A 12,758-nucleotide genomic window follows, 5' to 3' on the forward strand; every position below is an offset into this window, starting at 1 on the left:
ACCCCCGGTGCCTCACGGCGCCGGGGGTTTCTTCGTGTGCGGCGGCACACCGAGGTGTACCGCCGCGTTCCGCTACCAGGGAGTGCCGGTCAGGCGCTCGTACGCCTCGATGTACTTGGCGCGCGTGGCGTCCACCACGTCCTGCGGGAGCGGGGGCGGCGGCTGCTCGCTCTTGCGGTCCCAGCCGGAGGCCGGCGAGGTCAGCCAGTCGCGGACGAACTGCTTGTCGAACGACGGCTGGGCGCGGCCCGGCTGCCAGCTGTCGGCGGGCCAGAAGCGGGACGAGTCCGGGGTCAGCACCTCGTCGGCGATGACCAGCGTCTCCCCCTCGAAGCCGAACTCGAACTTCGTGTCGGCGAGGATCACGCCGCGCTCGCGGGCGATGTCACGGGCCCGGCCGTAGACCGCGAGGGTTGCCTGGCGGAGCTGGGCCGCCGTCTCGGCACCCACCTGACGGGCCACTTCCTCGTAACTCACGTTCTCGTCGTGCTCGCCGACCGCCGCCTTCGTGGCGGGCGTGAAGATCGGTGCGGGCAGCTCCGAGCCGTCGCTCAGGCCGTCGGGCAGCGCGAGGCCGCAGACGGTGCGCGAGTCGTTGTACTCGACCAGGCCGGAGCCCGTGAGATAGCCGCGGGCGACGCACTCGACCGGGACCATCTCCAGGGACTTGCAGACCGTGGTGCGGCCCTCCCACTCGGCGGGGGCGCCGGGCGGCACGTCGGTGGAGATGACGTGGTTCGGGACGAGATCGGCGAGCTGGTCGAACCACCACAGGGAGAGCTGCGTGAGGACCCTGCCCTTGTCAGGGATCTCCGTGGGCAGCACCCAGTCGTAGGCGGACATGCGGTCGCTCGCGACCATCACGAGGTCGCCCGCCTCGTTCCGGTACAGGTCGCGCACCTTGCCGGTGTGCACGTGCACCAGGCCCGGCACCTGAAGCGGCTCGGGCTTTTCTACGAATCCGGACACGGTTCCTCCCCGTGGTTATGACTGAATGCTGCTGATTCTCCCGCATGGGGAGGCGGCTCTCGGCCAGGGGGATGTCGGCGGGCGCTCAGTCCCGTTTGCAGATGCGGTCCAGGAGGTTGGCCGTGGCCCGCTGGACCCGGGTGTCCACATGGCCGGGGCGGTCGAGCGCCGGGGACCAGGCGAAGGTGCCCGAGGCGAAGACCAGGGCGCCGGACGGGGCGCGGTAGAGGGACGACTCCTGGTGGCGCGTGACGCCGTCGGAGTCCTCGTACGGAGAGTGGGCGAGGAGGATGCGGCCCTGGTGCTCCGGCAGCGCGGTGCGCGGGAAGTAGCGGTCGGCCTCGCCCGCGACGAGGCCCGCGATCTCGTCCCCCTCGTGCGCGCCGGTCGCCTCCCACAGCCAGTGGTCGGCGTTGCGCACGACGAGCGGGGCGGGCTCGGGGACCCGGCCCGCGTACTGGATGCCGAGGAGCTGCTGTTCGGCCTTGTCCTGCTCCCGCCAGAGGGCCGGTTTGCCGGGGCCGTGGCGCTTGCGGCAGGTCAGCAGACGGTCCTCCACACCGGACGGGGAAGGGCCCAACTCCACCTGCCAGTACATGGTGTTGGCGGAGAGGAAGACGAGGGACGTGCCGTGCGCGCGGGCCCGCTCCGTGGTGCGGCGCATGTTCGACGACCAGTACTCGTCGTGGCCCGGGAAGACCAGGCCCCGGTAGCGGGTCGGATCGATGCGGCCCGCGTGCAGGTCACGGGTGTCGGCGTACGCGAGGTCGTAGCCGTACCGCTCGGCCCAGCGGATGAAGTCGTAGGCGTGGCCCACGTGCAGGGGCAGGCCCGCGCCCGCGTACGGACGGTCGAAGGAGACCGTGTGGGCGGCCTCGCTCTCGCCCAGGAGGCGGCCCTTCTCGTCCCACGCGTGGTAAAGGCTCGCGCCCGTGCGGCCGTCCTCGGGATAGAGGTTGTACGCCTGCCAGGTGATGTCCGGGAGCAGCAGGAGCAGATCGGCGCGGTGGTCGTCGCGGACCGTGAACGGGACGTGCGAGCGGTAGCCGTCGACCGTGGTGAGGACCGCCACATACGCCCCGACGCTCCAGTAACTCGGGATCTGCAGCCGCCAGGAGAGCCACCAGTGGTGGCAGGAGACCGTGCGGTCGGCGGCGAGCGGGGGCGGCTGGACGATGCCGGAGAGACGCGGGCTCGTGCTGATCTTGCTCGCGCCGTCCCCGCCGTAGTGTCCGATGCGGTAGATGTCGACGCTGAACTGCTGGGGCGGGTCCACCGTCACGTGGAAGTCGATCGCCTCGCCGGGTGCGGCGGCGCCGGTGGACGCGAAGCCCTTGATCTGGCCGTGCACGTCGTCGGCGGTGCGGGGGCCGTTCGTACGGGGCCGGTCGCGGGGGGCGGGGATGTTCCGTGCGCCGGGGGACGGGGCGTGGTCGATGTACCAGGGGACGACCTGGCCCGTGTCGTCGAAGTAGTGCTCGGGGCCTCGGAGCCAGGGCAGGGGCCCTTGCCCGAAGGGGTCGGTCACGGCGTGCGCCAGGGCGCCCGATTCCCACCTGCGGATCTGCTCCGACCCCATGTGTGTCCCCTCCCTCGCTGCTCCCCCGAGATTGCCCTGCGCTGTGCGGTGCGAGTCGCTGTGCCGTGCGGGTTGTCGTGCTGTGCGGGTTGCTGTGCGGTGCGAGTTGCTGTTGCTGGCATGTCCGGATCGACGGTCGATCCCAGCACATCACATTACGCACGCACTCCGTCACCGTTCGTCGCTAATCGACGAGAACGGAAGGAAGCGTTCCGGGGAGCGGGGAGTGGGGCGTGGTGTGAGACCCGGGACGGGCGCGGTCCGGGGCGGGACGGGCGCGGTCTGGGGCGGGAACTGTGCCGTGCGGTGACCTGTGCCGTGAGCCGTGCTGCGGCCCGTGCCGTGAGCCGTGCCGTGAGCCGTGCTGCGGCCCGTGCCGTGAGCCGTGCGGCCGACGGCCTCGGCTCAGACCAGGCGGACCGGCTTCTCCGGGCGGACGCCAAGGCGGGCGAGCCAGCCGCGCAGCGGGATGGAGTCGCCGTCCTCCACGAGGCTCCGGACGTGCGGCGTGAGGTCCGCCGCGCGCTCGCCGTCGACCAGGAGGGACGGGCCGTCCAGCCAGTCGAGACCGGGGGCGGCGCCCGCCGTGTCCACAGCCGCGCAGCAGACCAGTGCCGTGACGTGATCGGCCAGCAACTCCCGCCCCGTACGCGGCGGCTGGAGCGGGAACAGCGGCAGCATCCCGTCGTCCCAGAGCGTGTCGTCCGGGCCCTGCCCCGTGGGCGCGGGGCGGGGCGGGGCGGCGGCTTCCTCACGGGCCATCTCCGCGGTGAGGCCTGCGGCCAGGAGACCGCCGGGGCCGTCGATGGACTCCTCGCCGTCCAGGGGGTCTTCGGTGGCGGCGGACGCCTCGATGGCGTCGATGACCGTGGCTTCGTCGGCGCCGGGAGTGGGGTGGGGCACCAGAGCAGGGCCGGATTCCTCGGCAGCCTCGGCCCCCTCGGCCGCTTCCGCCGTGAGGTGGTCCAGTACGCGGCCCAGCGTCGGCCCCTTGGAGCCGGCGGCCGCCGCGTCCGCGGAGTCGCTGACGCCCAGGGAGTCCAGGACGCGGTGGAGACGGGCGGCGTCCATGCGCCACTTGCGGTCGACGACCTCGTCCGGATACTCCTGCCACGCCACCGGCGCCCAGTCCTGGCTCTGCTCGGCGGGCCCGCCGTGGAAGAGGCGGGCGGCGAGCAGCGAAGCCGCCTCGTCCACCGACCCCGGCTCCTCCAGGAGGTCACAGGCGGGCCGCTCGCCCAGGCGGGACGTGAAGCCCTCGGCCAGGCGGTCCCTGCGGGAGAGCTCGGTGAGGGCGGAGACGACGCCCGCGTCGAGGCGCGACGGCCAGCGGCCCATCCGCCAGGCGGGCAGCGCCACCTTGGTCAGGAGCCGGTCCCACCCGGCATACGCCAGGCCCACCTGCTCCTGGGCGACGATCCGCACTCCGTAGTCCACGGCCTGGGCGCGCTCGGCGGCGGCTGCCGCCACCCCGCGCTCCATCTCGCCCGCGTGCCCCCGGCAGCTCCGCAGGAGCAGCCGCGTCACCCAGCCGGCACCGCCGAGCACCGCACGCACGAGCGGACCGCGTCCGGGAGCGGACGTGACCGCGACCGCGGCGTCGAGCCCGCGGATGAAGCGCCGGGCCGCGGCTATGTCGGGGTGCGCCGAGGGTCCCGTGCCGGCCACGACCGGTGCGAGCACCGCGCGCAGCTCGCCGACCCGCATCCACCACAGGAACGGGGAGCCGATGACGAGCACCGGAGCCGCGGGGGTCTGGCGACGCGGGGCGGGGCGCCCGTCCCGTACGCCATTGCCCTCGTCCTTCGCCGACGGCCGGCCGGAGGCCTCCGCGGGCGGGCCGTGCGCGGGGTGCGTGCGGTCCTCGAGCCAGCTGTCGCAGTCCGGGGTGAGCGCTATCGCCGAGGGCGCGGGCACGTCGAGCCGGTCCGCGAGGTCGCGCACCAGGCGATACAGATCGGGGGCCGATCCCTCGGCGATCGGGACGGTCGGGCTGACGGCGGGCCTGGACCGCGCGACCACGAGCGCGACGCCCGCGGCGGCGAGCAGGACGAGGGCGGCGAAAGCCGTCACGATGACGCGCGCGACATCCCAACTCCCGCCGCTCATATGGCCCGTGACTCCGCCCGCGATCAGCACGACGGCGACGGCCGCGGGCAGCAGTGCGACGGCCAGCGCCCTGCTGCGGATCCGCAGCACGGCGAGCGCCTGGGAACGTGCGGACTGCACGCCCACCTCCACACCCGAACCTGCCGTACCTGACACGACCGATGTCACCCCCTGCTGCCTGCGCCGCCTGCTGCCCGGCCGGGGGCCGGGAGTACGGGCGGACGGCAGCCGCCGATGGATTTGCTCACTCCCCCACTGTGGCACCCGCCACTGACATCGCAATGCCGGTGGTCTGTTTGGCTCTGGGCACCTGAACCGCTTGCGCCGCACCCTAGTTGGGGTGCCGGGCATCGTCAGCCGGATGGGCCAGCGGTCACTCGATGGAATGGCTTTGGGCAGAGGTGGATGACGACAAGGCCCCGGATCCAGGGTCGGATCCGGGGCCTGAAGGCGTCTTGCGGGCGTCGCGCGGGCGTCTGGCAGTGGGCGCGCGGGGGTCCGGGGGGACCTTCGCAGGTGCCTCCTGGCGGCCCCGGTGACCTCGGTTACGCCTCCGAGGCCGCCTTCGCAGCGATGTCCGTACGGTGCTGGGAGCCGTCGAGGCGGATGCGGGACAGCGCCTCGTACGCGCGCTCGCGGGCCTCGGTCAGGTCCGTGCCGGTGGCCGTCACGGAGAGCACACGGCCGCCCGCGCTGACCACGGCGTCGCCGTCGCGCTTCGTCCCCGCGTGCAGGACGTACGCGTCCGGGGCATCCTGTGCCGCGACATCGCCCAGGCCCTCGATGGGGTCGCCGGTGCGCGGGGTCTCCGGATAGTTGTGCGAGGCGATGACCACGGTGACCGCGGCGTCGTCGCTCCAGCGCAGCGGAGGCAGGTCGACGAGGGTGCCGTTCGCGGCGGCCAGCAGGACTCCGGCGAGCGGGGTCCTCAGGCGGGCGAGGACGACCTGCGTCTCGGGGTCGCCGAAGCGGGCGTTGAACTCGATGACGCGTACGCCGCGGCTGGTGATCGCGAGGCCCGCGTAGAGCAGCCCCGAGAACGGGGTGCCCCGGCGGCGCAGTTCGTCGACCGTCGGCTGGAGCACGCTCTGCATGACCTCGTCGACCAGCTTCGGGTCGGCCCAGGGCAGGGGCGAGTACGCGCCCATGCCGCCGGTGTTCGGCCCTTCGTCCCCGTCGAGCGCGCGCTTGAAGTCCTGCGCGGGCTGCAGGGGGACGACGGTGATGCCGTCCGTGATGGCGAAGAGGGAGACCTCGGGGCCGTCGAGGAACTCCTCGATGACGACGCGGTCGCAGGCCAGCGCGTGCGCGCGGGCGACCTCGACGTCGTCGGTCACGACGACGCCCTTGCCTGCGGCGAGGCCGTCGTCCTTGACGACGTACGGAGCGCCGAAGGCGGCGAGGGCCTCGTCGACCTCTTCGGCGGTCGTGCAGACGTAGGACCGGGCGGTGGGCACCTGGGCGCCCGCCATGACGTCCTTGGCGAAGGCCTTGGAACCCTCCAGCTGGGCGGCCTCCCGGGAGGGCCCGAAGCAGGGGATCCCGGCGTCGCGCACGGCATCGGCGACTCCGGCGACCAGGGGCGCCTCCGGGCCCACGATCACCAGATCGGCGCCGAGGGTGGTGGCGAGGGCGGCCACCGCGCTGCCGTCGAGGGCGTCGACCCGGTGCAGCTCGGCCACGTCCGCGATGCCGGCGTTGCCGGGGGCGCAGTACAGGGCGGAGACGTCGGGGTCGAGGGACAGAGAGCGGCACAGGGCGTGTTCGCGGGCACCACTGCCGATGACAAGGACCTTCACGCCCGCCAGCCTAGCGGCCACACCCCCCACCTTCGTACGGCCACCCCATCGGGACCCCCGCCCTTGCTTGTACGTTCCTCCAGCTGCGGCGGCTTTTGGGGCTCGCGGGGGTGCGGGCGGGCTGGGGCTGGGGCTGGCTGGGGCTGCGGGCCGGCTGGGGCTGCGGGACCTCTGCCTCCCGTTGGCTCGCCGGGGCTGCGGGGCCACGCCTTCGGCTTGCGGGTGCTGTGCCTTCGAGTTGCGGGTGCTGTGCCTTCGGCTGCGGGCCGTGTCCGGACCAGGCCGCCGCGGCGCGGCGAATCTCTCCCGCCCACCCGCCCGATTGCCCGGCGGTGCCGTTCTGGGCGTAGGAGATGCGGCGGGGCAGAGCCCGACGCCGCAGTGACCCCTACGTCGGGGTGGGGCTGCGGGGTAATCGGGTGGGCGGGCGGGAAAAATCCGCCGCGGAGCGGCGACACGACAGCCGCGGCGCCGAAGCCGACCGACACACCCGTCCCCACAACGCGGTGACGACATCCGCCGCGAAGCGGCGACACACGACAGGCGCGGCGCCGAGCCCGGCGGACGCACCTGCCCCCACGGCCGGGGGACGCTGCCAGGTAATCGGGCGCGCGGGCCAAGGCCCGGGTGGATCACTCGCCCCAGGGCAGCGCAGCGCCGCCTCAGGGCTCGTTGTTGAATTCCTCGACGATCGTTGCGCCCAGTTCGCGGACGATCAGGTCGTGGCCCGACAGGGCCGACTCGACCAGGTCCGGGTCGTCGTCGGCCCAGGTGTCGTCCTCCGGGGAGACGTGGTCCGGGACACGTCGCTCCGAAGCCGGAGCCGGGTCCGGAGCGGGAGCCGGGGCCGGCGCAGGGGCAGAAGCAGCCCGGCTCGCGGCGGACGGCGCGGGCGGAGGCGACTGCTGATGCTGCTGCGGAGCCGGCCGCGCAGGCGGAGGCGTCGCGCCGCCCCCAAAGTTGCCCGCCGCGGGCGGCGGCGCCGAGCCCCCCGAGGGGTCGACGATCGCCTCGACCTTCCACTGCACCCCGAACTGCTCGGACAACGCCTGCCGCAGCACCTCCTCGCTGCCGCTGCTGGCGAAGTTGTCCCGCGCCCCCGCGTTCACGAAGCCGATCTGCAGTGTCGTCCCGTCGAAGCCCGCCACCTGGGCGTTCTGGCTCAGCAGGATCCAGGTGAAGCGGCGGCGCCCCTTCACCGCCTCGAGGATGTTCGGCCACAGGGTCCGCGGGTCGGGCCCGCCGACCGGGGCCGCCGCCATGGCCGGAGCCGCCGCCGGGGCAGGGGCAGGGGCCGCCGGAGCGGACTGCTGCGGAGCCTGGGCCGGAGCCGGAGCCGGAGTACCGCCGCCCGCCGCCGCAGCCGTGGGCCAGCCACCCGGACGCGGGGCCTCCGAAGGAGCGGAAGCGGAAGCGGCGGGCTCGGCCTGCTTCGGGCCACTGCCCGGAGCCGAAGCCGTGGGCCACCCACCGGGACGCCGCTCACCGGACGGCGCGGGGGCAGCCGGAGCCTCAGGTGCCGGAGCCGGAGCCGGAGAAGGAGCCGGAGAAGGAGAAGGAGCAGGTGCCGCCTGCAAGGGCGCAGCAACCGGCGGCGCACCCGCCGGAACCCCAGCCTCAGGCACCGGAGCAGCAGAACCCTGCCCACCGCCACCACCCCGCACAGCCGCCCGAGCCGCCGCGGCCCCGCCCCCTTGCATGCCCACATGGGCGTCAGGCCCAGGGACGTACCCCATCGCGGGACCGGGACCGGGACCGGGACCGGAACCGGAACCAGGACCGGGACCGGAACCAGGACCGGGACCGGAACCAGGACCGGCACCAGGACCAGACCCGCCCCCCACCTGCGCCCCCGCCACAAAGTTGCCGCCACGCTCCAGCCGGTCGAGGCGGGCCATGAGCGAGCGCTCGTCGTCGTACGCCGCCGGAAGCAGCACGCGGGCGCAGATCAGCTCCAGCTGCAGCCGGGGCGATGTCGCGCCCCGCATCTCCGTGAGGCCTTCGTTCACGATGTCGGCCGCGCGGCTGAGCTCCGCACCGCCGAAGACGCCCGCCTGCGCCTGCATCCGCTCCACGACGTCCGACGGGGCGTCGATGAGCCCCTTCTCGGCCGCGTCCGGAACCGCCGCGAGGATCACCAGGTCCCGCAGCCGCTCCAGCAGATCGGCGACGAAGCGCCGCGGGTCGTTGCCGCCCTCGATGACGTGGTCGACGATCTCGAAGGCCGCCGCGCCGTCCCCCGAGGCGAAGGCCTCCACCACGGAGTCGAGCAACGACCCGTCCGTGTAACCGAGAAGGGACGTCGCCATGGCATACGTCACACCGTCCGTCGCCGCGGACGCGAGGAGCTGGTCCATGACGGACATCGAGTCACGCACGGACCCGGCACCGGCCCGCACGACCAGCGGGAACACACCTTCCTCGACGGCCATCTGCTCCCGGCCGCACACCTCGGCCAGGTACTCCCGGAGCGTGCCGGGCGGAACGAGCCGGAACGGATAGTGATGCGTACGCGACCGGATCGTCCCGATGACCTTCTCGGGCTCCGTCGTCGCGAAGATGAACTTCAGATGCTCAGGCGGCTCCTCGACGACCTTCAGGAGGGCGTTGAAGCCCGCCGAAGTGACCATGTGGGCCTCGTCGATGATGTAGATCTTGTAGCGACTGCTCGCCGGCCCGAAGAAGGCCTTCTCGCGCAGATCACGCGCATCGTCCACGCCACCGTGCGAAGCGGCGTCGATCTCGATGACGTCGATCGAACCCGGGCCGTTCCTCGCCAGGTCCTTGCAGGACTGGCACTCGCCGCAGGGTGTCGGGGTGGGACCTTGCTCACAGTTGAGACAGCGGGCCAGGATGCGCGCGCTCGTCGTCTTGCCGCAGCCGCGCGGACCACTGAACAGGTAGGCGTGATTGACCCGGTTGTTGCGCAGCGCCTGCTGCAACGGGTCGGTTACATGCTCCTGCCCGATGACCTCGGCGAACGACTCCGGGCGATAGCGGCGGTACAACGCGAGAGACGACACACATACGAGGTTATAGGCGCCCACTGACAACACATACCGCGAACGCAAAGCGCCCCCCACGCACCCGCCAGAGCCAACCTACCCTTGCTGCCTTCCGGCCCTGGGGGAGTTCAGTCAGATAGCGCCACGTGAGGGGCTGGCACCCACCCTAGCGGATCCCCCGGGCCGGAAGCGACGCCGGTCCCGCCCCGGCATCCCCCTCGGGACGATCTCGCGAGCGATCTTCGGATCGATCTCGAGCCCGAGGCCGATCTGGTTCGCGAGCACTCCTCAACGTCTTGTATTGTTTGCGGCGGAGGATTCGCCTAGTGGCCTAGGGCGCACGCTTGGAAAGCGTGTTGGGGGCAACCCCTCACGAGTTCGAATCTCGTATCCTCCGCCAGTGCCTCACCGGGCACTAACGTTGAAGGGCCCCACTGTTCGCAGTGGGGCCCTTCAACGTTGTGGGGCCGTTTCTCCGTGCTCGGTCTCTGTGCTCGGTCTCTGTGCTCGGCCGTCAGGCTCCGGGGAACCAGTAGTTGTGGACGGTGGACGTTTCCGGCTGTTGGCCTCCGCTGGTCGGCCAGCCGAGCGAGGCCGCCACGGGCATCATCTTCTCGGCGAAGGCGTTCATGTGCCGCTCGGACTCCCAGACGTCGTAGATGTCCAGGCCGTCACCGCTCGGCACGCACACGTGCGCGATGCAGCCGTCGAAGATCTCGGGCGTCTCCTGAAGCTTCGCGTTGAGGGCGTCGTACTGGTCGGTGGTGATGCCCGGGACTGCTGCGTGCATGAAGATCGCCATGGCTACTGCTCCTTGTTCGGTGAGGGGGGGTGAGGGGAGGGTGGGTTGGTGGGTTGGTGGGTTGGTGGCGGGTGTCAGCTGTTGTCGGTGGGCCTCAGGCCGTGGTGGTGGCGACTTCGGTGATGTCCCGTGCCACGCGCTCCGGGGTTTCCCAGTGCACGACGTGTCCCACCCCCTCGTAGACGATCAGGCGGGAGCCGAGGACCGTGTCGAGGACGGTCTGTTGTTCCTCGCGCGTCACGAATGGGTCCTGGTCGCCCCAGAGCGCCAGCGTGGGGACGAGGATCCCGGAGAGCGTCGCCCGCAGGTCGGTTTCCAGCAGACCGCGCAGCGTCTCCCGCCATACGCGGGCGGGCGCCTTCAGGCTCTCCTCCACGACCGTCTCCAGGAAGCCCCGCCCTACGGAACCGGCGGCGGATCCGGCGCCGGATTCTGCGATGAGGCCTTTTGTGAAACGGTCCGCGAACGAGCGGTCCAGCGGGTCCTCCAGCTTCTGTACGACCTTCCACATCTCTACCGCGGCCGGCTTGTCGGCGAGAGCGACCGGGGTGCCGAGGAGGACCAGCCCCGCCACCCTGTCGGGATAGCGGCCCGCGACGATGCGTGCCTGTAGCCCTCCGCTGGAGCCGCCGACGAGCACGGCACGCTCGATCCCCAGGCCGTCCATGAAGGCGACGAGGTCGGTGGCGAAGTCCTCGGGGAGATAGCCGTCCGGGGGCTTCTCGGCGTCCCCGTGGCCTCGCTGTGTGGGTGCGTAGACATGCAGCGAGGAGGGCAGGCACCGCAGCAGCGGCTCGAACGTCCACCAGGAGTCCACGTAACCGTGGACCAGGACGACGGGTGTGCCCGTGGGGTCGCCCGCCTCGGCGTACGGGAGGAGCGGCCCCTCCCGCAGGGGGACCGTGTGCACGGCGACGGCGGGCATGGCGGCTCTCCCCGTCCTCAGGTCATGGCGTCGGCGCAGGCGCAGGCGTAGGCGTAGGCGTCGGCTCGATGTTCTGGTTGGCGTGGAAGAAGTTCGCCGGGTCGTAGGCGTTCTTGATGCGGGTGAGCCGGGCGTAGTGGTCGCGGTAGGTGGCCCGCACGCGGCTGTGGCTCTCGTCCTCGCCGATGAAGTTCACGTAGGCGCCGCCCATGGAGTGCGGGTGCAGCTCCTCCCAGTAGTCGACGCACCACTGTCTGATCGCCGCCGCGTTGGCCGGGTCGGGGTCTATGCCGCCGATGACTCCGGACCAGACGGCGTCGCGGTAGCCCCACGCGGTGTCCTCCTGGTCGACGCGGGCCGCGGCTCCGTCGACGGGGTAGAGGTGCATGGTCGACAGGTCGGTGGGGAGGTTCTCGGCGTACTTCGCGTGCACGTCGATCGCGTCGTCCGTGATCCGGTCGAAGAAGTCGCCGCGCCAGTACCACTGAAGGCCGGTGGGGATCAGCTCGTCGAACATGCTCTGCAGCGCCGGGTACGGCATCGGCGCGCTGAAGTGGAAGGCGGGCGGGCCCGGTTCGCGCACGGCGGCCAGGGCCTTCTCGGCGTCATCCGGGTCGCCGGTCCAGCACCACACGACCCCGCACATCTTCTGGCCGTGGATCTCTTCCGGGAACGGCGGGCCCGGCGGGACGGTGAGCGCGGCGAAGAACCCGTTCAGGTCGTCGGGCGCCTGCGGCAGGAAATCGCGGTACCAGCGCAGTACGTCACGGGTCAGGTCGACCGGCCACACGGTGGCCCCGGCGACGACGTCCCCCACCGGGTGCAGCCGGAAGCGGAACGACGTGACGACGCCGAAGTTGCCGCCTCCGCCGCGCAGCGCCCAGAACAGGTCCGGGTGCTGGGACTCGCTCGCGGTGACGAAGCTGCCGTCGGCGAGCACGACGTCCGCGGCGACGAGGTTGTCGATCGTCAGGCCGTACTTGCGGGTGAGGTGGCCGTGGCCGCCGCCGAGCGTGAGGCCGCCGACGCCCGTCGTCGACATGATTCCGGCGGGGGTGGCGAGACCGAAGGCGTGGGCCGCGTGGTCGAGGTCGCCGAGCTGACTGCCGCCACCGACCCGGGCCGTGCGCGCCACGGGGTCGACGCGGGCCCAGCGCATGGGCGACAGGTCGATGGTGACGGCGTCGTCGACCTCGCAGAGCCCGGCGCCGCTGTGGCCGCCGCCCCGGACGGCGACCTCCAGGCCCCGTTCGCGGGCGAAATCGACGGCGGCCATGACGTCCGCCGCGTCCGCACACCGCACGAGGGCGGCCGGACGTCTGTCGATCATCGCGTTGTAGATCGCGCGGGCCCGGTCGTACTCGGGATCCGCGGGGCCGATGACCGGGCCGCGCAGCGCGGCTCTCATGTCTTCGAGGGTGGTGCCGTCCATGACGGGCTCCTTGCCGAGACGCGAACCGCTGCACGCAACCGGCCTCCCCCCTGTCGGGCCGTCGGTGAGCGGATGTGCGCCGGCGTCCTGGCGCCCCCCATCAGCCGCAGAGCTGACCTCTCCAGCGTCCCGCCATCG

At 72.3% G+C, this 12,758-nt stretch carries 8 protein-coding genes, 1 tRNA gene and 1 other RNA gene; 1 reads left to right on the forward strand and 9 read right to left on the reverse strand.

The features are described from left to right. Positions 1 to 72 precede the first annotated feature (72 nt). The 6 genes from AB0E78_RS05420 to ffs all read right to left on the reverse strand — a co-directional run bounded on the left by AB0E78_RS05420 (position 73) and on the right by ffs (position 9,620). Positions 73 to 969, reverse strand: a complete 897-nt coding sequence (locus AB0E78_RS05420; RefSeq protein ID WP_361828683.1) for a phosphoribosylaminoimidazolesuccinocarboxamide synthase — start codon at positions 967 to 969, stop codon at positions 73 to 75. A gap of 85 nt (positions 970 to 1,054) precedes the next feature. After that, the gene (locus AB0E78_RS05425) at positions 1,055 to 2,548 is read right to left on the reverse strand and encodes a N,N-dimethylformamidase beta subunit family domain-containing protein (RefSeq protein ID WP_361828685.1); all 1,494 of its coding nucleotides are present in this window, start codon (positions 2,546 to 2,548) and stop codon (positions 1,055 to 1,057) included. 405 nt (positions 2,549 to 2,953) lie between these two features. Continuing rightward, on the reverse strand, positions 2,954 to 4,777 hold the full coding sequence (locus AB0E78_RS05430; protein WP_361828686.1) for a hypothetical protein: 1,824 nt from the start codon (positions 4,775 to 4,777) through the stop codon (positions 2,954 to 2,956). Positions 4,778 to 5,202: 425 nt separating this feature from the next. Next, on the reverse strand, positions 5,203 to 6,456 hold the full coding sequence (gene purD / locus AB0E78_RS05435; protein WP_361829507.1) for a phosphoribosylamine--glycine ligase: 1,254 nt from the start codon (positions 6,454 to 6,456) through the stop codon (positions 5,203 to 5,205). Positions 6,457 to 7,118: 662 nt separating this feature from the next. Further along, a complete protein-coding gene (locus AB0E78_RS05440; RefSeq protein ID WP_361828688.1) occupies positions 7,119 to 9,479 on the reverse strand; it encodes a DNA polymerase III subunit gamma and tau in 2,361 nt (786 codons plus the stop codon). A 42-nt stretch (positions 9,480 to 9,521) separates the two neighbouring features. Further along, an RNA gene (ffs, locus tag AB0E78_RS05445) (signal recognition particle sRNA small type) lies at positions 9,522 to 9,620 on the reverse strand. 153 nt (positions 9,621 to 9,773) lie between these two features. Here ffs and AB0E78_RS05450 point away from each other — a divergent pair. Further along, positions 9,774 to 9,861: transfer RNA gene (locus AB0E78_RS05450), tRNA-Ser, on the forward strand. A gap of 114 nt (positions 9,862 to 9,975) precedes the next feature. Here the strand turns inward: AB0E78_RS05450 and AB0E78_RS05455 are convergent. The 3 genes from AB0E78_RS05455 to AB0E78_RS05465 form a co-directional block, all read right to left on the reverse strand. Then, complete coding sequence (locus tag AB0E78_RS05455; protein WP_361828690.1) at positions 9,976 to 10,263, reverse strand: hypothetical protein; 288 nt, start codon at positions 10,261 to 10,263, stop codon at positions 9,976 to 9,978. Between the two features lie 94 nt (positions 10,264 to 10,357). Continuing rightward, entirely contained in the window at positions 10,358 to 11,188 is an 831-nt protein-coding gene (locus tag AB0E78_RS05460; RefSeq protein ID WP_361828691.1) for an alpha/beta hydrolase, read from the reverse strand. Between the two features lie 22 nt (positions 11,189 to 11,210). Next, the gene (locus tag AB0E78_RS05465) at positions 11,211 to 12,620 is read right to left on the reverse strand and encodes an FAD-binding oxidoreductase (protein WP_361828693.1); all 1,410 of its coding nucleotides are present in this window, start codon (positions 12,618 to 12,620) and stop codon (positions 11,211 to 11,213) included. Positions 12,621 to 12,758: the final 138 nt, after the last annotated feature.

It is taken from the genome of Streptomyces sp. NPDC032198 (assembly GCF_040636975.1).
Lineage (GTDB): Bacteria > Actinomycetota > Actinomycetes > Streptomycetales > Streptomycetaceae > Streptomyces.

Coding starts and splice junctions, on each gene's coding strand:
- AB0E78_RS05425 (WP_361828685.1), bottom strand. CDS start 2,548: ATGGGGTCGGAGCAGATCCGCAGGTGGGAATCGGGCGCCCTGGCGCAC.
- AB0E78_RS05455 (WP_361828690.1), bottom strand. CDS start 10,263: ATGGCGATCTTCATGCACGCAGCAGTCCCGGGCATCACCACCGACCAG.
- AB0E78_RS05460 (WP_361828691.1), bottom strand. CDS start 11,188: ATGCCCGCCGTCGCCGTGCACACGGTCCCCCTGCGGGAGGGGCCGCTC.
- AB0E78_RS05465 (WP_361828693.1), bottom strand. CDS start 12,620: ATGGACGGCACCACCCTCGAAGACATGAGAGCCGCGCTGCGCGGCCCG.